Annotated in this window: 22 protein-coding genes; 6 read left to right on the plus strand and 16 right to left on the minus strand. The window is 54.3% G+C overall.

Going from position 1 to position 24,213, the window contains the following annotated elements:
* Positions 1-3: 3 nt before the first annotated feature.
* From ACQG2Q_RS22980 to zapE, 8 genes are all read right to left on the minus strand, one after another.
* Positions 4-675, minus strand: coding sequence for a fimbria/pilus chaperone family protein (locus ACQG2Q_RS22980; protein WP_022649549.1), 672 nt, complete (start codon positions 673-675; stop codon positions 4-6).
* Positions 676-822: 147 nt separating this feature from the next.
* Positions 823-1,569, minus strand: coding sequence for a DUF1120 domain-containing protein (locus ACQG2Q_RS22985; protein ID WP_063849780.1), 747 nt, complete (start codon positions 1,567-1,569; stop codon positions 823-825).
* A gap of 49 nt (positions 1,570-1,618) precedes the next feature.
* Positions 1,619-2,359, minus strand: a complete 741-nt coding sequence (locus tag ACQG2Q_RS22990) for a DUF1120 domain-containing protein (RefSeq protein WP_022649551.1) — start codon at positions 2,357-2,359, stop codon at positions 1,619-1,621.
* 269 nt (positions 2,360-2,628) lie between these two features.
* Positions 2,629-3,126 (minus strand): ClpXP protease specificity-enhancing factor, encoded by a 498-nt coding sequence (sspB, locus tag ACQG2Q_RS22995; RefSeq protein WP_032622090.1) that lies wholly within the window; start codon positions 3,124-3,126, stop codon positions 2,629-2,631.
* A gap of 5 nt (positions 3,127-3,131) precedes the next feature.
* A complete protein-coding gene (gene sspA, locus ACQG2Q_RS23000; protein ID WP_003860438.1) occupies positions 3,132-3,770 on the minus strand; it encodes a stringent starvation protein SspA in 639 nt (212 codons plus the stop codon).
* A gap of 307 nt (positions 3,771-4,077) precedes the next feature.
* A complete protein-coding gene (rpsI, locus tag ACQG2Q_RS23005) occupies positions 4,078-4,470 on the minus strand; it encodes a 30S ribosomal protein S9 (protein ID WP_003860436.1) in 393 nt (130 codons plus the stop codon).
* 15 nt (positions 4,471-4,485) lie between these two features.
* Complete coding sequence (gene rplM, locus ACQG2Q_RS23010; protein WP_003860434.1) at positions 4,486-4,914, minus strand: 50S ribosomal protein L13; 429 nt, start codon at positions 4,912-4,914, stop codon at positions 4,486-4,488.
* Positions 4,915-5,698: 784 nt separating this feature from the next.
* Complete coding sequence (gene zapE, locus ACQG2Q_RS23015; protein WP_046620908.1) at positions 5,699-6,823, minus strand: cell division protein ZapE; 1,125 nt, start codon at positions 6,821-6,823, stop codon at positions 5,699-5,701.
* Positions 6,824-7,012: 189 nt separating this feature from the next.
* Here zapE and zapG point away from each other — a divergent pair, with 189 nt between their 5' ends.
* The 3 genes from zapG (at position 7,013) to degS (ending at position 10,109) form a co-directional block, all read left to right on the plus strand.
* Positions 7,013-7,411, plus strand: coding sequence for a Z-ring associated protein ZapG (zapG, locus tag ACQG2Q_RS23020; RefSeq protein ID WP_022649554.1), 399 nt, complete (start codon positions 7,013-7,015; stop codon positions 7,409-7,411).
* A 170-nt stretch (positions 7,412-7,581) separates the two neighbouring features.
* On the plus strand, positions 7,582-8,949 hold the full coding sequence (degQ, locus tag ACQG2Q_RS23025) for a serine endoprotease DegQ (protein ID WP_022649555.1): 1,368 nt from the start codon (positions 7,582-7,584) through the stop codon (positions 8,947-8,949).
* A 92-nt stretch (positions 8,950-9,041) separates the two neighbouring features.
* Positions 9,042-10,109 (plus strand): outer membrane-stress sensor serine endopeptidase DegS, encoded by a 1,068-nt coding sequence (gene degS / locus ACQG2Q_RS23030; RefSeq protein WP_003860430.1) that lies wholly within the window; start codon positions 9,042-9,044, stop codon positions 10,107-10,109.
* 51 nt (positions 10,110-10,160) lie between these two features.
* Here the strand turns inward: degS and mdh are convergent, their stop codons facing one another.
* Entirely contained in the window at positions 10,161-11,099 is a 939-nt protein-coding gene (gene mdh / locus ACQG2Q_RS23035) for a malate dehydrogenase (protein WP_023298737.1), read from the minus strand.
* Positions 11,100-11,496: 397 nt separating this feature from the next.
* Between mdh and argR the strand changes: the two genes are divergently transcribed.
* Both argR and yhcN read left to right on the plus strand, forming a co-directional pair.
* Positions 11,497-11,967 (plus strand): transcriptional regulator ArgR, encoded by a 471-nt coding sequence (gene argR / locus ACQG2Q_RS23040; RefSeq protein WP_003860428.1) that lies wholly within the window; start codon positions 11,497-11,499, stop codon positions 11,965-11,967.
* 378 nt (positions 11,968-12,345) lie between these two features.
* Positions 12,346-12,609: a peroxide/acid stress response protein YhcN gene (yhcN, locus tag ACQG2Q_RS23045; RefSeq protein ID WP_006812160.1), complete on the plus strand. Its 264-nt coding sequence runs from the start codon at positions 12,346-12,348 to the stop codon at positions 12,607-12,609.
* Between the two features lie 59 nt (positions 12,610-12,668).
* Here the strand turns inward: yhcN and ACQG2Q_RS23050 are convergent, their stop codons facing one another.
* From ACQG2Q_RS23050 to aaeX, 5 genes are all read right to left on the minus strand, one after another.
* Positions 12,669-12,941 carry a barstar family protein gene (locus tag ACQG2Q_RS23050; RefSeq protein WP_022649557.1) on the minus strand — a complete coding sequence of 91 codons (273 nt, stop codon included), beginning with the start codon at positions 12,939-12,941 and terminating at the stop codon, positions 12,669-12,671.
* 45 nt (positions 12,942-12,986) lie between these two features.
* The gene (locus tag ACQG2Q_RS23055) at positions 12,987-14,441 is read right to left on the minus strand and encodes an NAD-dependent succinate-semialdehyde dehydrogenase (RefSeq protein WP_063850421.1); all 1,455 of its coding nucleotides are present in this window, start codon (positions 14,439-14,441) and stop codon (positions 12,987-12,989) included.
* A gap of 86 nt (positions 14,442-14,527) precedes the next feature.
* Positions 14,528-16,495, minus strand: a complete 1,968-nt coding sequence (aaeB, locus tag ACQG2Q_RS23060) for a p-hydroxybenzoic acid efflux pump subunit AaeB (RefSeq protein WP_023298739.1) — start codon at positions 16,493-16,495, stop codon at positions 14,528-14,530.
* A 5-nt stretch (positions 16,496-16,500) separates the two neighbouring features.
* A complete protein-coding gene (gene aaeA, locus ACQG2Q_RS23065; RefSeq protein WP_023298740.1) occupies positions 16,501-17,433 on the minus strand; it encodes a p-hydroxybenzoic acid efflux pump subunit AaeA in 933 nt (310 codons plus the stop codon).
* 7 nt (positions 17,434-17,440) lie between these two features.
* A complete protein-coding gene (gene aaeX, locus ACQG2Q_RS23070) occupies positions 17,441-17,644 on the minus strand; it encodes a p-hydroxybenzoic acid efflux pump operon protein AaeX (protein WP_003860416.1) in 204 nt (67 codons plus the stop codon).
* Positions 17,645-17,822: 178 nt separating this feature from the next.
* Here aaeX and aaeR point away from each other — a divergent pair, with 178 nt between their 5' ends.
* Entirely contained in the window at positions 17,823-18,749 is a 927-nt protein-coding gene (gene aaeR / locus ACQG2Q_RS23075) for an HTH-type transcriptional activator AaeR (protein ID WP_022649561.1), read from the plus strand.
* A 113-nt stretch (positions 18,750-18,862) separates the two neighbouring features.
* On the opposite strand, the gene tldD is transcribed toward aaeR, so the two are convergent.
* Together tldD and yhdP are read right to left on the minus strand one after the other, a co-directional pair.
* Positions 18,863-20,308, minus strand: a complete 1,446-nt coding sequence (gene tldD / locus ACQG2Q_RS23080) for a metalloprotease TldD (RefSeq protein WP_022649562.1) — start codon at positions 20,306-20,308, stop codon at positions 18,863-18,865.
* 83 nt (positions 20,309-20,391) lie between these two features.
* Positions 20,392-24,198, minus strand: a complete 3,807-nt coding sequence (gene yhdP, locus ACQG2Q_RS23085) for an AsmA2 domain-containing protein YhdP (protein ID WP_063850419.1) — start codon at positions 24,196-24,198, stop codon at positions 20,392-20,394.
* Positions 24,199-24,213 lie beyond the last annotated feature (15 nt).

Raw genomic sequence — 24,213 nt, forward strand, 5'->3', positions numbered from 1 at the left:
GGCTTACTTCAAATCTGTAGTAAAGCGATCCCCTTTATAGCCGTAACGACTCGCCGGATAGAATTCAACTTTATTATCAGAGAAATTTGGTAATGTTGTTTTTATCGAGGTGTGAGGAAGGATGTAGGTCTTATCCAGCACACCCGCTTTTCCTGAGGGTAATGTTTTAAAGGATGCCGTTATACGAACAACGTAATCGCTGGGATTGTTGATAACCAGGCCATCACCCTTTTTGTTCCATGTCAAAAATTTCCATGGCTGCGTCTCCTCAGGTAGACCCGCAGGATGAATTACAACAGGAAGATCCTGGCGGATAGTCAACGCAACTTTATCTTCTCCTTTCTCCTTTGGAGGAATGCCTTCGAACGTGACGCGTTTAAGTTCTTCATACTTCATGGGTTTGCTGGTTTGCAGCAGAAAACGCATTCGCTGTGTTTCCCCGGCGTCGACACGGACTACAGGTTGAGAAACGATTAAACGAATAGATTTATCGCTATCAGGTAAATCTACAATGTTTGTATAAAGCAATGCAGGTTGCGAATCCGTATTTTTAACATTCATACTGGCTTCGCCTTTTTGTGCATCGACTAATAAAACCGATGTTTCTGGAACCATACCGGTGGCACAACACTTTGTCGCTACAGCCAACAACGCAAGATATAGAATTTTCTTCATGACTTTCCACTCACATAAATAAATAAAAATCATACCGGCATTATTTTTATTATTCTTGCGGCAGAGAAAGCTATTTTAATGCAAAAAAAGCGTGACAATGGCTTTTAAATACTCTAACCATTGCCACGTTAATTAAGCGTTAAATTATTAGAGATATACCAGACTAATGGTTGCGTTACCGTCCAGCGTAATTACGTCAGTCGTACCTAATACCGAGTTATCCTGCACTGCAGAGGTAACCAGCAACGGCACGCTAAGCTGTTTGAAGGCTTTTGGCTGCGTGGCACCGGCTGTTGCTACGGTATTCGCTTTTTGGTAGCCCGTGCAGCCATTAAGCGAGCAGAGGTAACCCAGGCCTGGCGCAACTTTCTCCCAGGAACGCTGGCCTTCAGTGATGCTCCCTGTTACCAGGGTGTCAACATTCGCGCCATCCGCTGTGACCGCTTCAGTATTGATGGCAACGGTGTAAGCACCAATGCTCACGCCAGCGGTGGTTTTACCCAGACCAAAGGCACCAGCGGTGTTGCTGAAGTCTGATTTATCCGTACCGCTACCTGCGATAAACGCGGTTGAAGACAGGTTAACGCGACTGTCCAGGCGGTTATCGGTGGAGGTAAAAGCAACGCTCATGTTGCTTTCGCAACTGATATTTAGCGTGATGCTTTTCTGCCCCAATTGTACCAGCTTGTTTGTCGCACCGGTCGGTGCAATATTTTGGTTCAGTACCGTTCCATAATCTACAACGCCGCCATCAGGCAGGGTCGGCGTACATGCAGCCGGGTTAATCGTACCGACAACTTTCAGCGTAACATCGTTAGCGGCCTGGGCAGCAAAAGCGGATAAACCGAAGGCTACGGCGACGGTTGCTGCCGAGAGTACTTTTTTAAATTCCATTATTTTCATTTCCCGATTTATTTTCTACAGCATTTAGCAATAACGAATATCAAAGATAAACAAGGCTCAGCGTGGCATTACCGTCAAGCGTGATAGTATCGCCTGTACCCAATACAGTGTTGTCCTGAAGCGCAGTCGTAATGCGTAACGGCATATTCATAACTTTAAAAGCTTTTGGTGTGGTGGTTCCCGATGCAGCAGCCGTAAAGACACGTGTCTGGCCTGTGCCACTGTTAACTGGTGCAAAAGCACCCGTACTGGATTTTACCCAGGTATAATTTGATGTATCGGTACCTGTGGCTGCAATGAGATCAGCGACAACACCATCTGTTGTTGTATTAACGGGATCTGCTGCAATGACATAGGAGCCAATATTCACACCCGCACTCGTTTTACCCAAGCCATAGGCGTTTCCTGAAGCGTTAGCATTTACATTATCGAAAAACCCATTTTCAATATAAGCGGCGCTCCCCAGGCCCACACGAGTATCATGGCGGTTATCCGTAGAAGTCACCCCAACGCTGGTATCGCTGTCACAGGTAATAGTGAGAGTAATACTTTTAGCCCCCAACTGAACCAGTGTATTCGCCGTGCCAGTTGGATTGATGGTAGAAGCTGGCATTGTGCCATAATCTACCACTCCACCGTTTGGCAGTGAGGGTACGCAGGAACCAGGAACGATATTACCAATAACTTTCAACGTCACATCATTAGCAGCGTGTGCATTTGACATGGCGAGGGCTGCACAAATAGCAGCAGATGAAAATAATTTTTTAAAAGTGATATTCATAATTTGTCCTTAAAAGAAAATCCGTTTTTGTTAACGCATGTATATATTTTCACAGGGTGATATCGGATACAATCAAATTAAAATAAAACATTATTGAAGATAAATTTAACTGTCCTACCGAAAATATCCCAACAAGATTAATCCCATGCCAATTAATAGACCGATATCTTTTGCAAAGACACAAGTTTTTTAGAGAGTAATTTTATGCAGAAAATAAAAAAACCTGCACAGTTGTGCAGGTTCGGGAAAAACATTGTGCTTTATGAAGTTTATTTGACGACACGGAGTGCCGGACGACCACCGCGCGGAGGCGGATCGTCATCAGGGTCATTGTCGTCGTGATGGTCGGGTTTATCGCCATCAATCACAGACATTACCGTGTCGCTTTCACGTTCATCGGATGTCCCATCATCGTTCAGGCTGGCGACCTCTTCATCATAAGCCGCTTCCGGTTCGAACATGGTACCTGCACCGTTTTCACGGGCGTAGATAGCCAGAACCGCAGCCAGCGGAACGGAAACCTGACGCGGCACGCCGCCGAAACGCGCATTAAAGCGCACTTCGTCGTTCGCCAGTTCCAGGTTACCCACTGCACGTGGCGCAATATTCAGTACAATCTGTCCGTCGCGTGCGTATTCCATTGGAACCTGCACGCCCGGCAACGTCACATCCACAACCAGGTGCGGCGTGAGCTGGTTATCCAGCAGCCATTCATAGAAGGCGCGCAGCAGATACGGACGGCGTGGTGAAAGTTGTGACATTTCCACAGTCATTAGCCTCGGCCGAGACGCATTTCGCGCTCCGGTTCAGTTAAGGATGCCAGGAAAGAGTCGCGTTCGAATACGCGAGTCATGTAGCCTTTCAGCTCTTTCGCGCCAGGACCGCTGAATTCTACGCCCAGGGTTGGCAGGCGCCACAGCAGCGGTGCCAGGTAGCAATCTACCAGGCTGAACTCATCGCTCAGGAAGAAAGGTTTTTGACCAAATACCGGCGCAATCGCCAGCAGCTCTTCACGCAGCTGTTTACGCGCAGCATCCGCTTCTGAAGAGGAACCGTTAACGATAACGTTCATCAGCGAGTACCAGTCTTTCTCGATACGCTGCATGTACAGGCGGCTTTCACCACGCGCAACAGGGTAAACAGGCATCAGCGGCGGATGCGGGAAACGCTCATCCAGGTATTCCATAATGATACGGGATTCCCACAGGGTCAGCTCGCGATCCACCAGCGTCGGTACGCTTTGGCTCGGGTTGAGATCGATCAGATCCTGAGGCGGGTTATCCTTTTCCACATGCTCGATCTCAAAACTGACACCCTTCTCGGCCAGCACGATACGAACCTGATGGCTATAAATGTCAGTAGGACCAGAAAACAGCGTCATTACCGAACGTTTGTTGGCAGCGACAGCCATGAAAACCTCCAGGTATATTCAGAATTTTTACTGCTACCAGCCCAACGGGGCCAGCCAGATGATGTATCGCCCATCCCAGAGAAAACACATTGTTCAAGAATCGAACAAAAATCGAGTATTCACCGATATTTGGGCATAAAATTGGATGATAGTTTACCAGATTTTGATGGCTTTGTGGTGAGGGGATGCCGGAAATGTGGAAAAAGAGAAGATATATGAAATGTTACTGTGGATAACCTGCGCATTATCCATAAAAAAACCCGCCGAAGCGGGTTTTTCGCCAATCGTTCTGCGTAAGCAGAATAGATTAACGTTTGGAGAACTGTGGACGACGACGTGCTTTACGCAGACCCACTTTCTTACGTTCAACCTGACGAGCGTCACGAGTAACGAAGCCAGCTTTACGCAGTTCAGAACGCAGGGATTCGTCGTACTCCATCAGCGCGCGGGTGATACCGTGACGGATCGCACCTGCCTGACCGGAGATACCACCACCTTTAACGGTGATGTACAGATCCAGTTTTTCTACCATATCAACCAGTTCCAGCGGCTGGCGAACTACCATGCGGGCAGTTTCGCGACCGAAGTATTGTTCCAGAGAACGCTGGTTAATTACGATTTTACCACTGCCCGGTTTAATGAAAACGCGAGCTGCGGAACTTTTGCGGCGACCAGTGCCGTAGTATTGATTTTCAGCCATTGCCTATAATCCCGATTAGATGTCAAGAACTTGCGGTTGCTGTGCCGCGTGGTTGTGCTCGTTGCCTGCGTAAACTTTCAGTTTACGGAACATAGCACGACCCAGCGGGCCTTTTGGCAGCATGCCTTTAACCGCGATTTCAATCACACGCTCAGGACGGCGGGCAATCATCTCTTCAAAGGTCGCTTCTTTGATACCACCGATGTGGCCGGTGTGGTGGTAGTACATTTTGTCAGTACGCTTGTTGCCGGTAACAGCAACTTTGTCAGCGTTCAGAACGATGATGTAATCACCGGTATCAACGTGCGGAGTATATTCCGCTTTATGCTTACCGCGCAGGCGACGAGCCAGTTCAGTAGCCAGACGGCCCAGAGTTTTACCGGTCGCGTCAACAACATACCAGTCGCGCTGTACGGTTTCTGGTTTAGCTGTAAAAGTTTTCATTAAAAGCTTACCCAAATAATAAGTTACACGTTGGTGAACACCCAAACGTTTAGTCAGTTGAGGTTCACACGACAAAGTCCGGCAAACCTACCCCTTCGAATAGCACATGCCGACACATAGAAAGTTTCGGGAAAAAAACCTTCTCGTAACGTGGGGTCGCAAGATTATAGAGAAGTTGAGGTCAAAGATCGACCCTTAAATGTGATTTGGGATGGGTTTTTCGGGGTTGCGTATTGTGCGGTCTGGTGCCCTCACCCCCAGCCCCTCTCCCACGGGGAGAGGGTAGCGTTTGTTAAGGCCTGGTGCCCTCACCCCCAGCCCCTCTCCCACGGGGCTGAGGGTTCCCCACAAATTAATGCGAGCACTGAGCAATCCCTTCGCCCCTCCGGGGAGAGGGTTAGGGTGAGGGGAACATACGGCGGTGGTGGTCATTCCGTTCACTTTATGTTCCTTGCTACTCTGTAACGACATGACCGGTGAACGTGCCAGGGTGGCTCAGTCGCCACCACCCTGGCGACCCGGGCTCCCGGCGGTAAATCGCCGCTTCGCGGTGCCCTCGGCTTATTCCTTCCGGCTTATCGGGTACGGGCGGAGGCAACGTCCCTGTAAAGCCGCCCTCTCGGCGCATCCCTGCGCCTCGCCCCGGCCGGAAGGCAAACGCCTCAGCGATTTACAGCCGGACCAGGGCATCGCTGACAGCCCTCAGTCATTTAGAAAGCAACTTTATTGCTTCTGCATAAAAAAATTACTGGGGATCCCTCAGCCCACGGGGAGAGGGTAGCATTTATGGCATATGCTCACGCTTGAGGTACTCTTCGCTCTGCATCTCTTGCAGGCGCGACAGGCAGCGCTGGAACTCAAACTTCAGGCGCTCGCCCTGATAGATCTCATATAAAGGCACCTCGGCACTGACTACCAGCTTGACGTGGCGCTCATAAAACTCGTCCACCAGCGCGATGAAGCGGCGCGCTTCGCTCTCCATGAGAGGGGTCATGACGGGCACATCCCATAACATAACGGTATGGAACAGTCGCGAAAGCGCAATGTAGTCATGCTGGCTGCGGGCGTCCACGCAGAGCGTTGCAAACGAGACGGCCAGCGTCTGGTTCTCTACGCCAAGCGTCGGCAACGGACGATGATTAATCTCCAGCGCTGGCGCGTTATCCCGCGGCGCCCCTGCCAGCGCCAGCCAGAGTTTATCCATCTCGCGGGATGTGTCGGCATTCAGCGGTGAAAGCCACAGGTGCGCCTGCGTCAGCGTGCGCAAACGATAGTCGACGCCAGCGTCGACATTCATGATGTCGCAGTACTGCTTAATGGCATCTATGGCTGGCAGGAAACGCGCCCGCTGGAGACCGTTGCGATAAAGCTCATCCGGCGGGATATTTGAGGTCGCCACCAGGGTGATCCCACGCGCAAACAGCGCTTTCATCAGCCCCCCCAGCAGCATCGCGTCCGTAATATCGGAAACAAAGAATTCGTCGAAGCAGAGTACGTCCGTTTCCGCTTTGAAGCGGTCCGCCACGATTTCCAGCGGGTCGGTTTCGCCCTGGAGCGCCGTCAGCTCTTCATGGACCCGGAGCATAAAACGGTGAAAGTGCAGACGCTGCTTACGCGTGCCGGGCAGGCTCTGGTAGAACATGTCCATCAGCCAGGTCTTACCCCGCCCAACGCCGCCCCACATATATAAGCCACGAACCGGTGCGTTTACCGTGGGCTCTTTTTTGCCCAGTAAACGGCCGAATGCCGCCTTCAGCCCACTGCTCTGCACCGCATCGGCGGGTTTCGCCAGAAGCTCCTGGTAAATCGTGTCCAGGCGGTTTACCGCTTCACGCTGGACATCATCCGGCTGGTGTGTGCCCTCACTCAGGGCGAGTTGGTAACGCGATGATGGGGACAGGTTTTGCATGATGTTATTGTTATTCCTTTAGTTAAACCTCATCAGCGCGCGTGGCTGATGAAAAAAAGGCCGTTCTACACTACGCGATGATACGTCAGGATTCCACTTCTGCGGAAATAGCGGTTATAGTGGCATAATCAGGCACAGGCAGGAGCCGAGCCAACACCCTACGGAACAACAAGACAACGGGAGAAGTTCATGACCTGGGAATATGCGCTAATCGGTTTAGTCGTCGGCATCATCATTGGTGCTGTGGCCATGCGTTTCGGTAACCGCAAATTGCGTCAGCAGCAGTCACTGCAATACGAACTGGAAAAGAACAAAGCCGAACTGGAAGAATACCGCGAAGAGCTGGTCAGCCACTTTGCCCGTAGCGCTGAGCTGCTGGACAACATGGCGACAGATTATCGCCAGCTCTACCAGCACATGGCGAAAAGCTCCAGCAGCCTGCTGCCGGAAATGACCGCGGAGAGCAACCCCTTCCGCAATCGTCTGGCGGACTCTGAAGCCGGTAACGATCAGGCACCGGTTCAGATGCCACGCGACTATTCAGACGGCGCGTCCGGCCTGCTGCGCGGTGGCGTAAAACGCGATTAATCGCACAACCTGAATAAATTTTACGGGCGCACCTTATGCGCCCGTCCTTTCTTCCCGTCCCCAGCTATTATTTAGTCAAACACCTCATTGTTCAGCGGTTGAAAATTCAATAACATCAAGATGTTTTTGGGGCCGTTCTTTTTCATTCCAGGATACGAGAGTCAGCATCGATGAAGAAAAAAAACCAGCTGTTGAGCGCCTTAGCGTTAAGTGTCGGGTTATCTCTCTCGGCGTCCTTCCCCGCCAGTGCGGCACTACCTTCGCAGGTGCCAGGACAAGAAGCCATTCCCAGCCTTGCGCCGATGCTTGAAAAAGTCCTGCCTGCGGTAGTCAGCGTTCAGGTGGAAGGAACGGCACGCCAAAGCCAGCGTATTCCCGAAGAGCTGAAGAAATATTTTGGCGAAGAGGCGCCGGATCAGCAGGCTCAGCCGTTTGAAGGCCTTGGTTCGGGCGTGATTATCGACGCGGCCAAAGGCTATATCCTGACCAATAACCACGTGATCAGCCAGGCTGATAAAATCAGCGTTCAGCTGAACGATGGCCGGGAGTTTGACGCCAAACTGATCGGCGGTGACGATCAGAGTGATATCGCCCTGCTACAGGTGCAAAACCCCAGCAACCTGACCCAGATCGCCATCGCCGATTCCGATAAGCTGCGCGTGGGTGATTTTGCCGTCGCGGTCGGTAATCCGTTCGGTTTAGGGCAGACCGCCACCTCCGGGATTGTCTCTGCCCTGGGGCGCAGCGGCCTGAATCTCGAAGGGCTGGAAAATTTCATCCAGACCGATGCCTCCATCAACCGGGGCAACTCCGGCGGTGCGCTGCTTAACCTGAACGGCGAACTGATCGGCATTAATACCGCTATCCTCGCACCAGGCGGCGGCAGCATCGGGATTGGTTTTGCCATTCCGAGTAACATGGCGAAAACCCTGTCTCAACAGCTGATACAGTTTGGCGAGGTTAAGCGCGGGCTGCTGGGCATTAAAGGCATGGAGATGAGCGCCGATATCGCCAAAGCCTTTAAGCTCAACGTCCAGCGCGGGGCGTTTGTCAGCGAAGTGCTGCCCAACTCAGGCTCTGCGAAAGCGGGCGTGAAATCCGGTGACGTTATTGTCAGCCTGAACGATAAACCGCTGAGCAGCTTCGCTGAATTACGTTCGCGTATTGCCACCACGGAGCCTGGCGCTAAAGTGAAGCTGGGCCTGATCCGCGAGGGCAAACCGCTGACCGTGGAAGTGACACTGGACAAGAGCACTTCCTCTTCCGCCAGTGCAGAACAGATCTCCCCGGCGCTACAGGGCGCAACGCTGAGCGACGGTCAGCTTAAAGACGGCACGAAAGGCATTTCTGTCACTGCCGTTGAGAAAAGCAGTCCAGCCGCGCAGGCAGGTTTACATCAGGACGACGTGATCGTGGGCGTGAACCGCACTCGCGTGCAGTCTATTGCCGAAATGCGTAAGGTGCTGGAGAGTAAACCGGCGGTCATTGCCCTGCAAATTATCCGTGGCAACGACACCCTCTACATTTTACTGCGTTAACCATTTGCGACTCCGGGCATCGCCGCTGCGTGTGATGTCCGGATAACTCATGTTATGCTGCAAACCGTTCCTTTTTTAACGACACACGCATCATGCTTTTAAAGCTCTTTCGTTCAATTGTCATTGGTTTGATCGTTGCCGGTCTGCTGCTGGTGGCTATGCCATCTTTACGCCAGTTCAACAAACTGTCGGCTCCTCAGTTCGACAGCACGGATGAAACGCCTGCAACGTACAATCAGGCGGTACGCCGTGCCGCCCCCGCCGTGGTTAACGTCTATAACCGCGGGCTTAACAGTTCCGCTCATAACCAGCTGGAGATCCGCACGCTCGGTTCCGGTGTGATCATGGATGACCGGGGTTACATCATCACCAATAAACACGTGATCAACGATGCCGACCAGATTATCGTCGCCTTGCAGGATGGCCGCGTGTTTGAAGCCCTGCTGGTGGGGTCGGACAGCCTGACCGATCTGGCGGTGCTGAAGATCAACGCCACGGGCGGTCTGCCGACTATCCCGATTAATCGCAAACGAACGCCGCATATCGGCGATGTGGTGCTGGCGATCGGTAACCCGTACAACCTGGGCCAGACCATCACTCAGGGGATCATCAGCGCGACAGGTCGAATTGGACTGAACCCGTCAGGGCGGCAGAACTTCCTGCAAACCGATGCCTCGATCAACCACGGTAACTCCGGCGGTGCGCTGGTGAACTCTCTGGGCGAACTGATGGGCATTAACACCCTCTCCTTCGACAAAAGCAACGATGGCGAAACACCGGAAGGGATTGGCTTTGCCATTCCGTTCCAGCTGGCGACCAAGATCATGGACAAGCTGATCCGCGATGGCCGCGTGATCCGTGGCTACATCGGTATTGGCGGGCGTGAAATCGCGCCGATGCATACGCAGGGCGGTGGTATCGATCAGATCCAGGGGATTGTGGTCAACGAAGTGGCACCTGGCGGCCCGGCGGCCAATGCAGGTATCCAGGTGAACGACGTTATTCTTTCCGTCAACGGCACGCCGGCGGTCTCTGCGCTTGAAACGATGGACCAGGTGGCGGAAATTCGACCGGGCTCTATCATCCCCGTAGAAGTCATGCGTAATGACAAGAAGCTCACGATTCAGGTCACCATCCAGGAATACCCGGCCACTAACTGACGGGCATAAAAAAACGGAGCTTAGCGCTCCGTTTTTTTTACCGGGACAAGATCACTTGTTAACGAACTCTTCGCCCAGCGTGATGTCTTTCTTCAGCGTATCCAGCATGCCTTCCATCGCGTTTTGCTCAAACGCGCTCAGCGTGCCGATAGACTTACGCTCTTCAACGCCGTTTTTACCCAGCAGCAGCGGCTGAGAGAAGAAGCGCGCGTGTTCACCGTCGCCTTCTACGTAAGCGCATTCAACCACGTTTTTCTCGCCCTGCAGCGCGCGAACCAGAGACAGGCCGAAACGCGCCGCCGCCTGGCCCATAGACAGGGTTGCAGAACCGCCACCCGCCTTCGCTTCCACCACTTCGGTGCCTGCATTCTGAATACGTTTGGTCAGGTCAGCCACTTCCTGCTCGGTGAAGCTCACGCCCGGGATCTGCGACAGCAGAGGCAGGATGGTCACGCCAGAGTGTCCGCCGATAACCGGCACTTCCACTTCCGTTGGCTGCTTGCCTTTCAGCTCAGCCACGAAGGTATTGGAACGGATGATATCCAGCGTAGTTACGCCGAACAGTTTGTTCTTGTCGTAAACGCCCGCTTTCTTCAGCACTTCTGCTGCGATGGCAACGGTGGTGTTCACCGGGTTGGTGATGATACCGATGCACGCTTTCGGGCAGGTTTCAGCAATCTGCTGAACCAGGTTTTTCACGATGCCCGCGTTGACGTTGAACAGGTCTGAACGATCCATACCCGGTTTACGTGCAACACCCGCGGAGATCAGCACCACATCGGCACCCTGCAACGCAGGACGCGCATCTTCACCGGAGAAGCCTTTGATTTTCACAGCTGTCGGGATGTGGCTCAGGTCAACCGCCACACCTGGGGTTACCGGAGCAATATCGTACAGGGAGAGTTCTGAGCCTGAAGGCAGTTGGGTTTTCAGTAGTAGGGCAAGCGCCTGGCCGATACCACCAGCAGCGCCGAGGACTGCGACTTTCATCCTAAACTCCTTATTATGGTTAACTTAAGTATCTGTAACTCCGTTGCGGCGACCATAATTCAGCACGTCATTAATTACAATTTTCATCGCTAAAGAATTTGAGGTCGCACGTCTTTGACCTTCACCCGAATGCTATCAGGCTGTGGGCAACAACGAATTAAGAGGGGGTTACAATACACCCTGCCACGCCACCAAAACAACATCATTTTGATAACATTTAATTTACTTTTAAGCTTATTTGCGCGGCGTGACCCAGGCATGTTTTCTGATAACGAAATCTGATAAAATCTCTCCCTTTCATAACATTATTTCAGCCTGGTGCCAGGTAGATAATTTGCATAAAAATTCATCCACATGCATAATAATGTTGTTTCTATCGTCATATTCCGGGTGACTTATGCGAAGCTCGTCTAAGCAAGAAGAATTAGTGAAAGCGTTTAAAGCGCTACTCAAAGAAGAGAAATTCAGTTCTCAGGGAGAAATTGTTCAGGCGTTGCAGGAGCAAGGCTTCGACAACATCAACCAGTCGAAGGTCTCCCGCATGTTAACCAAGTTTGGTGCAGTGCGTACGCGCAACGCCAAAATGGAGATGGTTTATTGCCTGCCTGCTGAACTTGGCGTGCCAACGACCTCCAGCCCGCTGAAAAACCTGGTTCTGGACATTGACTATAACGATGCCGTGGTCGTGATCCACACCAGCCCGGGTGCAGCCCAGCTGATTGCCCGCCTGCTGGACTCGCTGGGTAAAGCAGAGGGGATCCTCGGGACCATCGCCGGCGATGACACCATTTTTACGACCCCGGCAAATGGTTTCTCGGTGAAAGACCTCTACGAAGCGATTCTGGTCCTGTTCGAACAGGAACTGTAATCTTCTGCCCCGTAGCGCCTGGCTGCGGGGATCATTCTGCTGCCGCCTCGTTTTACCCTGCTTTTCTCTGCCTGCTGCTTTTGCAAATAGTGCTTTTTACCGCCTGTTAACATTCATTCAGTGAATGATCTGCCGTAAAATCGCACTAAAAATCAAAGCCACCTATCCAATTGATTTACATAATAAAAAATAATAACACCTGCAGAGTAACGCCCTTTTTTATTCATTCCCGTTATAAAAAATGATGTTTTTAACACGTAATAACAGGCGAAACCATTAGTCTGGTATTAATTTTTTGCGTGATTAGTGTATACTTGATTTTGTGATGAGGGTCACAGAACAAAGACCCCAGTAAAATAATTGACGAGGTAAATAATCATGAAAATTAAAACCACTGTAGCTGCCCTGAGCGTACTGTCAGTCCTGTCATTCGGTGCGTTTGCAGCCGACACTATTAACGCCGAACAGGCACAATCCCGTCAGGCTATCGGGACCGTTTCTGTTGGTGCCATCGGTACTTCTCCGATGGACATGCACGAAATGCTGAACAAAAAAGCGGAAGAACAGGGTGCGTCATCTTATCGCATCATCGAAGCGCGCAGTGGCGACCACTGGCACGCTACCGCAGAACTGTACAAATAAACCCTCGTCGTATCTCATCATACGACTTGCCCCTGACCTCCCGGTCAGGGGCTTTTTTATCACTGGCGCACGTTGAAACGCAGTTGCCCTTCCAGCTCCTCCTCCGCTTCATCAAACAATAAAATCAATGCGCCAAAGCGTCTGCGCAGTTTTTCAGGCAGATGGGTAAATTCGATCTCCAGCGGTAACGGCAGCCTGTCGCCGGTAACCACATCCCACAGCATATCAAGATTGTTTACGCTGCCCCGCTCCAGGTCGAACGCCCGGATAAACTCGCGGTAGAAGTCTTCCTGACTATCAATTTCGTCAAAATCAAAGGTATAAATTTTCATTGCCAGCCACCCGGTACAGGCGGGCGGCAGATGCCGCCCTGTCTATTATAAGCCCCCGATATGCAGGGTTTTAACTTCCAGAAACTCCTCCAGCCCCAGCACGGACCCCTCGCGTCCCAGCCCGGACTCTTTTACGCCCCCAAACGGACCCAGCTCGGTCGAGACCGCACATTCATTAATTCCGATCATGCCGCTCTCAATGGCCTGTGAGACGCGGAACACGCGCGAGAGATTCTGGGTATAAAAGTAGGCCGCCAGCCCGTAAGGCGTATTGTTAGCGCGCATAACCACTTCGTCTTCCGACGTGAAGCGGAAGCAGGCGGCAACGGGACCAAAGGTCTCTTCTTCTGCCAGCTTCATGCCTTCATGGCAGTCACCGAGTACGGTTGGCATCCAGAAGTTGCCGCCAAGTTCGTGCGGTTTACCCCCAGCCAGCACCGTGGCCCCCTTCGCTACCGCATCTTCGACGTGCTCACGGACTTTCTCGACAGCCGAAGGCTCAATCAGCGGGCCGACAACGACGCCCTCGTCCAGACCGTTACCCACCTTCAGCGCCTTCACCGCATCGGCAAGCTGATTGACAAACTTGTCATAGACCGTCTCCTGAATATAGAAACGGTTTACGCTGACGCAGACCTGCCCGGCGTTACGGAATTTATTGGCGATGGCGCCTTTGACGGCGGCCTCAATATCCGCGTCCTCGAAAACGATATACGGCGCATTGCCGCCCAGCTCCATCGATACCTTTTTCATGGTCTCAGCGGAATTGCGAACCAGCGTTTTCCCGACGGCGGTTGACCCCGTAAACGAGATTTTGCGCACGTCATGGCTGGCCATAATGGCGTCGCTAATTTCTGAGGTGCTCCCCGCGACCGCATTCAGCACACCATCCGGCACACCGGCCTGCTTCGCCAGCGTCAGCAGCGCAAAGGCGCTCAGCGGCGTGTTGTTTGCAGGCTTGATGACGCCGGTACATCCTGCTGCCAGCGCCGGGCCGAGCTTACGGGTGAGCATAGCCATCGGGAAATTCCATGGCGTGATAGCAGCAACCACCCCAACAGGTTCACGAGTGGCCAGAATACGGGAGCCGGGTTTAACCGGAGGAATGATTTCACCGTTAGCGCGCTTGGCCTGCTCCGCAAACCACTGAATAAAGCTGGCAGCGTAGTCCACCTCGCCCTCAGCCTCTTTCAGCGGCTTGCCCTGCTCGGTGGTCATCAGCCGCCCGAGCCAGCTTTTGTTCTCGATAATCAGTTCATACCAGCGATAGAGGATCGTGGAACGCTCTTTTGCCGTTTTTGCGCGCCATGCGGGAAAGGCTTTCGTCGCGGCCGCAATGGCCTCTTCGGTTTCGGCTTTCCCTGCTTTCGCCACTTTCGCAACCACCTCGCCCGTGGCCGGGTTTAGCACATCAAACGTGGTGTCGAGTGTTTTCCAGATACCGTTAACCAGATACCCGGTCTGAAAAAGAATACTGTCCTGAAGAGTCTGGGTTGTCATGTGTCCTCCCTTCCTGAATGTTTGAACCTGCAAGAATAAGTATAGCCACAAAAAAACCGACGCTTTTGGCGTCGGTTTTCTCTTCGTTAGCTGTCTGTCAGCGCATTCTGGTAGCGGTGCAGCATAAACACCAGCCGCTCTACCGGCTCGGTAACCTGCGGCGGGGCTTCCCAGACTCGCAGTTTCTCCTGGTAGATATCCAGCTCCTCCAGCAGTTGCTTAAAGTAGCGGCGACGTTTGTCATCACTGGATGCCGATATCACATGGTCCGCCGTTCGCCGTAGCTGGCGGTGGAAAGCGGACAAATCGTCGTTGATCGGCACTGGCGCGTTCCGCAGACGCTGGTGCGCGATAATCATGGTTAACGCCAGACGGAAGCGAGCGACATCGCCCGGGAATTTATTCAACAGCAGGAACAGTTGCTGGTAAAGGGCCGGAAGGTGGTTCTGCTTGCGCCGCGCGGTGTTGGTGGTCAAGGACGATACGGCGGCCGACACAAACTGATTGAGCAGCACGCGCCCTGTCCGCGCCTGAGAGTTATCCCGCACCAGCAGGATCACCATCATCGCCAGGAAACAGCCCACCAGCTGGCCTAATGCGCTATCCAGGAACTGGCTGAAATGGAAGGTCATCGGGTTATCCAGCACGAGGATGTTAATCGTACTCGCCAGCGCACCTAACGATCCCAGACGGCGTTTTTGTACCTCAATCCCGATAAAGAACGCCATCACCGCCAGGCTGATACAGAGCAAAAGCATGCTTTGCTGCGTCGAGGGGATGATTACCAGGAAGTAGAGCGCGCCAATGGGTAACGCCGCAATGGTGCCGTACAGAAAATCAATAGCGACCATGCGCGGGTTGGGCAGACGCATCGCCAGCGCGGTAACGACGGCAATCATCACCATCGCGCCGCTGCCGGACGTCCAGCCGGTCCACAGCCAGAACAGCGTGCCGAGTATACAGGCCAGGGTGGTACGCCAGAAGTTAACCATCGCATGATGACGCTCGGCGGATTCCGGTTTGATCACCACTTCGCCCTGTAACACCTCTTCTTCCGCCGCACTGATTTTGGTGTTGCTAATCACGCCGCGTTTCAGTAGCAGGTAGCGCGTTGCGGCGCCAACCCAGGTATAAATGGTGACTGGCGTATCCCGTTCCCCCGTCCAGGCAATCACACGACGCATGCGTTTAAGCTGTCGATGCACGTCCTGCACTGTCTCCACAGGCTCATCAAACAGTTCGCGGAAGGTATCCGTTACCACTTCGGGGCGAGTGTTCTGAATCAGGTAGGTTTCACACGCCTGGGTGATCAGCGTTAACGAGACGGTATTGATCGCTTTCAGACGACGATTGGCACGCTCCCAGCGGGAAGACTCCATATTGAGATTACTGCGCATCCCTTCCAGCGCCTGCGTGCGGCGCACCAGCGCGCTCCAGGCCTTGTCGACCTCTTCGCTGTCGCCGTGCTTAATGCACAGTTGCATGAGCTGGTACTGGGCAACAATCAGCGCGTCCAGCTCACGATCGACTTCCTGCTTGATGGATCGCGGAGAGAAGAGCAGATCGGCGACAATCGCGCAGACGATACCAATGACAATCTCGCTGCAACGTTCCACGGCGAACTGCGGAGCAAGCAGCGGTTCACTCTGAATGGTGATGATAATAATCAGCGCGGTATATCCCGCCAGGCCCCAGGCGTACGAGTTCTCCACCTTCACCAGCGAAGAGACCCAGGTGCAAAAACCCGCCCAGATACAGCATACAATCAGCATCAGCAGCGGCGTGCGGATCATCAGGATGATAATGGTCAGGGCGGCGATACAGCCGATAAAGGTACCGATAATACGCAGCATCCCGCGATAGCGAATTGCCCCGGAGTAAGGCTCGCCACCCGCCGCGAAGGCAGGACCGGCGGCGACGATCGCGGCGGTCAGAACAGCCCAGCGCGGCGTTTCAAGCTGGAAATGGAAGCCAACAAACAGCGCCAGCACAATGGCGCATGCCAGCTTCACGGCGAAGCGGATGTGCTGGCTGGCGATGGAAAAAATGCCCATAGCGATCAACCAAACTCGCGCAGGCGATGGGCGATTTGACGGAAGATAGAGTCCTGGCTGGCATCACGGTCTTTTTCACCGGTGATCACTACCGTCGCCGTGGTGCCTGCGGGCCAGAGGTTGCTCTGCTGCTCATCCAGACGAATGCGTACCGGTACGCGCTGCGCCAGACGAACCCACTCGAGGTTAGAATCGACGGTCGCCATCCCTTTTGAATCATTGGTACTGCTGGCGTTGGTCACCCCCGCGGCCACGCTGTCCACGGTTCCTTTCAGGACCCGGTTGCTGCCGAGCGGCGTGATTTCGGCGCGATAGCCCGGACGCACGCCTTCCAGCTTGGTCTCTTCCATATAGGCGAGGACGTAGAAAGAGTTCTGTTTCACCAGCGCCACGGCCGTAGAGCCGCGCGTGATAAACTCACCCGCATAGACGTTGAGGTTGGTTACCCAGCCATCGGACGGGGCGCGGATAACGGTACGTTCCAGATCGAGCTTCGCCAGATCGCGCGTCGCCTGCGCTTTTGCCAGCTGATGCAGCACGGTTTGCAGCACGTTATTGGACTGATCAATCTCTTCCCGGGACATGGCCTGGATGCCCAGCTTGTTACGACGTCCTGCTTCACGGCGTTTTTCAGCGGCCAGCGCGTTGTAATACGCTACGTCGGCTTCCGCTTCTTCCAGCGCTTTTTGATAGCGCGGCTGGTCGATAGTGAACAGTACCTGATCTTTTTTCACCAGCTGGTTATCGTGGACATTGACCGCCGTAATGAGACCGGCGACATCGGGCGCTATCGCGACCACCTCCGCGCTGAAACGCGCATCGCGCGTCCACGGGGATTCGGTGTAATAAACCCAGGCGCGAAAAATAGCGATGAACGCCAGGATGACCAGCGCCATAGTGATGGCAGTGCGGGAGATTTTTCTTGTTAGCGTTTTCACATCAACCTCAGACAAACATGCGCGATATTAAATAGAACAGGCAGCAATACAGCGCGGTATTAAACAATGCAGGATGCCAGACGAAATCATAAATCCCGGTAGGGACCAGCACCTTGCGCACCAGCCAGAAGATCGCCAGTGATAAAAGAAGCTCGAAAAATATCGGTGGGAACGACAGACCGAACACCACGATAACGGGAAACAGACTCATGTTGACCTTGATTAAAGAGATGCAGGTTACTGGATTATTAAGCTCACGCCGCCGCAGGAGAGCATGAATTGCCGGGCGAGAGTGGCGCAGCCGTTATGTAATTAATAATATATTAACGTAACTGTTATGCTGTTATCTATCATATGTGATCTAAATCACTTTTAAGCCAGAGTGAATAATGGAACGTCTAAAACGCATGTCCGTCTTTGCGAAAGTGGTTGAGCAAGGCTCTTTTACCGCCGCAGCACGTCAGCTACAAATGAGCGTCTCATCCATTAGCCAGACAGTGTCAAAACTGGAAGATGAGCTCCAGGTGAAGCTGCTCAACCGCAGCACCCGCAGCATTGGGCTGACGGAAGCGGGTAAAATTTACTATCAGGGCTGCCGTCGAATGCTGCATGAAGTGCAGGATGTTCACGAGCAGCTCTACGCCTTTAACAACACGCCTATCGGCACGCTGCGTATCGGGTGTTCTTCAACTATGGCACAAAATGTTCTCGCTGCCATGACGGCGGAAATGCTGAAAGAGTATCCCGGTTTAACCGTTAATCTGGTAACGGGTATTCCGGCACCGGATCTGATTGCCGATGGGTTAGACGTGGTGATCCGCGTTGGCGCATTGCAGGACTCGAGCCTGTTCTCGCGTCGACTGGGCAGCATGCCGATGGTGGTCTGCGCTTCGAAAAGCTATCTGGCACAGTATGGCGTACCGGAAAAACCTGCCGATCTTAGCAACCACTCGTGGCTGGAATACAGCGTTCGCCCAGATAACGAATTTGAACTGATCGCGCCAGAAGGGCTTTCCACCAAACTGCTGCCTGAAGGCCGCTTCGTGACCAACGATCCGATGACCATCTCACGCTGGCTGGTGGCCGGGGCCGGGATCGCCTACGTGCCGCTGATGTGGGTGATCAACGAGATCAACAGCGGCGAACTGGAGATCCTCTTCCCGCGCTACCAGTCGGATCCGCGCCCGGTGTACGCGCTCTATACCGAAAAGGACAAGCTGCCGCTGAAGGTGCAGGTCTGTATTAACTATCTGACGGACTATTTTGTGGAAGTGGCAGAGCTGTTTCAGGGGATGCGGGGAAGAAGGAAAGAGTAGGCCTCCCCCCTCACCCCGGCCCTCTCCCCAAAGGGGCGAGGGAGAAAAGACGGCACGGAGCAGTCCCCTCTCCCCGTTGGGGAGAGGGTTAGGGTGAGGGGAAAATGAAAAAATTACGCCGTGCCGCCCACCGTCAGGTTATCGACCTTCAGGGTTGGCTGGCCCACGCCTACCGGCAGGCTCTGACCCTCTTTGCCGCAAACGCCCACGCCGTTATCCAGCTTCAGATCGTTACCGACCATGGAGATCTGCTGCATTGCTTCAATCCCGGATCCGATCAGCGTCGCCCCTTTTACCGCTTTGGTCACTTTGCCCTTCTCAATCAGATACGCCTCTGAGGTAGAGAAGACAAATTTACCGGAGGTGATATCCACCTGGCCGCCGCCAAAGTTCGGCGCGAAGATCCCGTAATCAACGGATTCGATAATCTCCTGCGGCGTGGATTTACCCGGCAGCATGTAGGTATTGGTCATGCGCGGCATCGGCAGGTGCGCGTAGGATTCGCGACGACCGTTACCCGTTGGCGCAACGCCCATCAGACGCGCGTTAAGCTTGTCCTGCATGTAACCTTTCAGTACGCCATTTTCGATCAGCACGTTGTACTGGCCCGGCGTGCCTTCATCGTCGATAGAAATCGAGCCGCGACGGTCGAGCATGGTGCCATCATCCACCACGGTACACAGCTCGGAGGAGACAAGCTGCCCCATCTGACCGCTGAATACGGACGTCCCGCGACGGTTGAAATCCCCCTCCAGGCCGTGACCGACCGCTTCGTGCAGCAGCACGCCAGGCCAGCCTGCGCCCAGAACCACCGGCAGCGTACCGGCAGGTGCCGCCACGGCAGACAGGTTGACCAGCGCCATGCGCACGGCTTCTTTTGCCCACGCATCCGCGCGCGCTTCGCCGTCAACGTCGCCGAGGAACCAGTCGTAGCCAAAACGACCGCCGCCACCGCTTGAGCCGCGCTCGCGCTTGCCGTCGTCTTCCACCTGCACGCTGATAGAGAGGCGCACAAGCGGACGCACGTCGGCGGCCAGCGTACCGTCCGTCGCCGCCACCAGGATCAGTTCATAAACACCGCTCAGGCTGGCAGAAACTTCCTGCACGCGTTTATCCGCCGCGCGAGCCACTTTGTCCACGCGACGCAGGATGTCCAGCTTCTCTTCGCGGCTCATGCTTTGCAGTGGGTCGATGCTGGTATAAAGCGCAGCGTGCTGCACTTCACCCAGGGTTTTCACGCGACCGTCGCCGGTATCACGCACAATGGTTCGCGCCGCCTGCGCGCTCTGCTCCAGCGCGGCCAGGCTTATCTGGTCTGCATAAGCAAAACCGGTTTTTTCGCCGCTGACGGCGCGCACGCCGACGCCCTGGTCAATGTTATAAGAACCATCTTTAATGATGCTGTCTTCTAAAACCCAGGATTCGTGATAGCTCGACTGGAAATAGAGATCGCCGTAGTCGAGGCGGCGTTCGGTCAGTTGACCAAGAATGGAGAACAGGTCCTGATGGCTCAGGCCGTTCGCTGCGAGCAAATGTTCACTTACCAGGTTCAGACTCATCGTATTGCTACTCGTTCGTTGCCGCCGGTGGCGGTATAAAATCAATATTATTGAGAGTGAGGCAATTACCTGCCCACGTCAAATCATTGCTGTGCTTCTTTGCGCGGCTGGCGCAGCACTTCATTAATCTGCGGTTTATCGATTGGGCCCGTAATGCGGTAGCGCAGAATCGAGACTTTGCTCCAGAGCGGCCCCAGCACTTTGCTGGCGGCAAATACCGCCGCGCCGATTATCGGATTGACCACAAAAGCGGTAGCAACACCCACTGTAGCGGAGATTTCCGGGGCAACAACCGCTTCCATATCCAGCTCCCGGCGCACGAGGTTTACTGATCCTTTCATGGCGATGTCCGCTTCCAGGCCGTCCAGCAGCGTATCATCGGTATGCATCACGCCGTCCTTGATCCAGGCCGTTCCGCGAATGGAGTCATAATAGAAACCGTCGTTGAAGGTATCGCTGAAATCGAAGCGCAGCTTGCGCAGCAGCGCGTCAAAGCTCAGCAGGCGCAGTATTTGCCCTGCATGACCGGTGCTAACATCGGCAATTTGTCCCTTACCAAAACGGGTTCTGAGGATACCGTTCAGCGAGGCAACGTCCGGCTGCCACGGTGCCGCGCGCCAGTGCAGATCGTAATTCACATCGAAGGACGATCCGCGAAGCGGCGTGCTGATCCCAAAGAAGTTAGCCGCTGCGTCCAGCTTGTTGCCTTTAATATCGCCCTTCAGCGAGGTGCGCTGTTCACCCGGTTTGTTCACCCACTCGCCAGCGGCGGTCATGCGGCCAAAGCCGGTATCCACCAGCCCACCAGAGAGGCTCAGCGTATTGCCCTGAATAGCAAAATCACCGTCGATACGGCCATATTTCTGTCCCCACAGCCAGCACTCCGCACAGCGCAGCTGGAGATCGGGCCAGTTGCTGAAATCCACGCGCGACGTTCCACTGCTGCTGAAAGGAGACGTACTTGTCGACTGTGTTTTAGACGCCGTAAAGGTCGGGTTGTAATAGAGATAACGGATAGCCGCCTGCCATGGCGCGTTATCGCGCATCGTCAACGAACCGTTAATTTCACGCCCCTGCGCCTCGACCTTTGAGCCGTTCACCGTCGGCTGGGAGACAATACTCAGGTTGTTCCACTGCTGCCCACCCAGCGTCAGCGCAGGCGTGCGCAAGGTAATGGACTGCGGGAACTGCGCCGTTTGATCGACGTTTTGCCCGACACCTTTCTGAAACAGTGCCAGCCACTCTGCGCCATCCATCGGCGGGAGATTCAGTTCAATGCCCGCCTGCTCCGGCAGCGGCGGCGTGGTACGGCTGTCAGTCGTCCAGATCGCCCTGTCCAGCGTCAGCTTGCGGTTAAGCAGCCAGCGGCTGTTGAAGTGGTTTGTTCCGCCAGCGTTTCCGGTTAAATCAAAGCTGTTGAGGTTGCCCGCAACCTTAACGTTGACGGGCAGTGCTTCACCGCTTTTCTTGTTCAGCGGTGCGGGAAGCTGGCTACTGAGGTTTTTTAGATCGCCCGTAATGTCGACGTTATAGCGCGCACCGGCATGATAAGGCAGGTCGATGGCGACCTTGCCATTCCATGACACCGCGCCGTCCACCGCATTCTCAATCGGCTTCGGCAGAACATCCATGCGTGACGGCTGCCAGTTCGCGTCCATATTGACCGCCACCTGGTAGGCTTTATCGCCCTCGGTGGTGGAGAAATCGATATTGACGGGTTGATTGAACCAGGTCGCTTTCAGCGGCTTACTTTTCAGATTGCCGTTAACAAAGCTGAACTGACCGCTAAGGTTTTTCAGCGTGCTGTCCAGCGGCTTGATATAGAGGCTGTTATTGTTCAGACGAACGTCGCCTTTGGCGGTGGTCATTTCACCGTCGAGCGGGATATCCAGATGTAAGCGAGCATTCACATCACCATCTAACTGCAACTGCTGGAGAGTGGCCGCCAGGGAGTCATCCAGCGGCGTATCTTCAAAATATGGGCCAACCGCTTTACCCGGCCCATTAATATCCGCATCAATCAGCAGTTTCTCTTTGGAGTAATCCGGGATGTTTGCCGTCAGGTTGCTTGCCGTTACGCCGCCCAGCGCAACGCTGTCCGTCTTCATCCACAAGCCGTCATTCAGGAAGTTGAGTTCGATATTCAGATTCTTCAGCGCGGGCCAGTCCGGCTGGAAGGCATAGGTGGCGTTGCGTAGCGGCACCAGAACCTGGAACTGGCCTTCGTTATGCTTATACGGGAACAGGTGCGGATTGCCGCCGTAGACCAGCGTGGCGTTATCCGCCTGACCGCCCTGAATGGCGCCGCTGAGATAGTCTACCAGCGCTTTCCCCATCAGGTTTTCCGGGAAGTAGCGCCACGCCTGCGAACCGTCATCCGTGCTGATGCCCGCCAGAATGCCCAGCCACGGCTCATCGCCTTCAGGCTGTAGATAACGGAAATTACCGCGGGCATGTACCGCTTTGGCTTTTACATCAATATCGCGACCATCGAGCTGAAAACCTTTGTCATTCTTCAGCCAGTTGAGGGTGGCGTTTCCCTTTTCGATCTCCAGTGGCGCACGGAAGACCGTTTCGTACGGCATTTTTGCTTCCTGCATTTCTGCCGTCAGCCTGCCGTTTTCCACGCTTCCTTCCAGTTTACCGCTGAAGTGCTCGGCACCCGGCAGCAGTTTCCACTGTTTCCATGCGAGATTTTTCCATGCCGCCTGAAAACGCGTCTTTTCCGTGGCCTGGAGCGGAATATCCAGCGCCAGCCGGTTTATCTGCCCGCTCGGCTGCGTCGCCAGCCAGATTTCGCCCAGCTCCGGGGAGAGTTTTGCGGCCATTGAACGCAGCCCTTCGATCGCCGTCAGATCCAGGTTACTGGCGCGGATACGCAGCTCATCGCTGCGTTTACCGTTTATCCCGCCGACGTCCTGCTCCGGCATCCACGCCAGCGTCAGTGCGCCGCGCGGCCAGGGTTTGTTATCCATGGAGATGCGCGTATCCGGAATAGCGAACTGCCAGCCGCCTTTATCCTGCGTCACGTGTGCGGTGAGGTTATCGACGGAAAGCTGATGCTGATGGTTTTCCCCCTTCCAGCTCGCGCCCCCCTGCTTAAGCCAGATGTCGCCGCTGGCGAATGCCCCGTTCGTCAGGGTCATCCAGCCTTCCAGGCTGAAGCGCGCGGTTTCCAGCTGCATGTTCTGCTGTAGCCACTCACCCAGCCACGGCTTCACGTCCACATCGTCCGCCTGTAGCCACACCCTGCCGTTGTTCAGCAGGCCATTGTCGTCGCGCAGATCCATCCGCACCTGCATAACGCCGTGCTGCCCGTTCAGGCTGGAGAGATTCACCTGCCCCTCGGCGCGGTGGCGATCTTTCCCGTTTAGCCAGGTCAGCTGTGGGATCGCCAGCTCAGCGCGCTGTCCGGAAAGGGTTATAAAGCTCACTTCGCTGTCGCGGAGATCGAAATGATCGAACTGACGCAGGAAGAGATCGCTGATACGGCTGGTTTCCAGCCCACGATCGCTGTCGCCGCTTTGCAGCGGCGTGTTGGTCATCAGCTGAAGTTGCCAGAAGGTGAGATCGCGAAACTGCCAGCGCAGATGCAGCAGGCTTTGCCAGACATCCAGCGCCAGGGTGACGCGTTTGATTTTAAGATGGCCGCCATCTTTCAGGCTGGCGCTGATATCCCGCGCATCAAGCGTCGGGCCAAAGTTCTGCCAGCTTGCCTCGATATGGCTCACGTCCACCGGCAGACCGGTGGCAGATTCGATTTTTGCCAGGATCTGCGGCCGCCAGCTGTCCAGATGCGGCAAGGCGAGACGCAGCCCGCTCACGAGCAACGCGACAATCACGACCAGCGTTGCCCCTGTAAGCAGTAAAATCCCCGGCAATCGCCTCACGCGTCTCTCCTTGTC

It is taken from the genome of Enterobacter cloacae complex sp. 370H10, assembly GCF_050031535.1.
Lineage (GTDB): Bacteria > Pseudomonadota > Gammaproteobacteria > Enterobacterales > Enterobacteriaceae > Enterobacter > Enterobacter intestinihominis.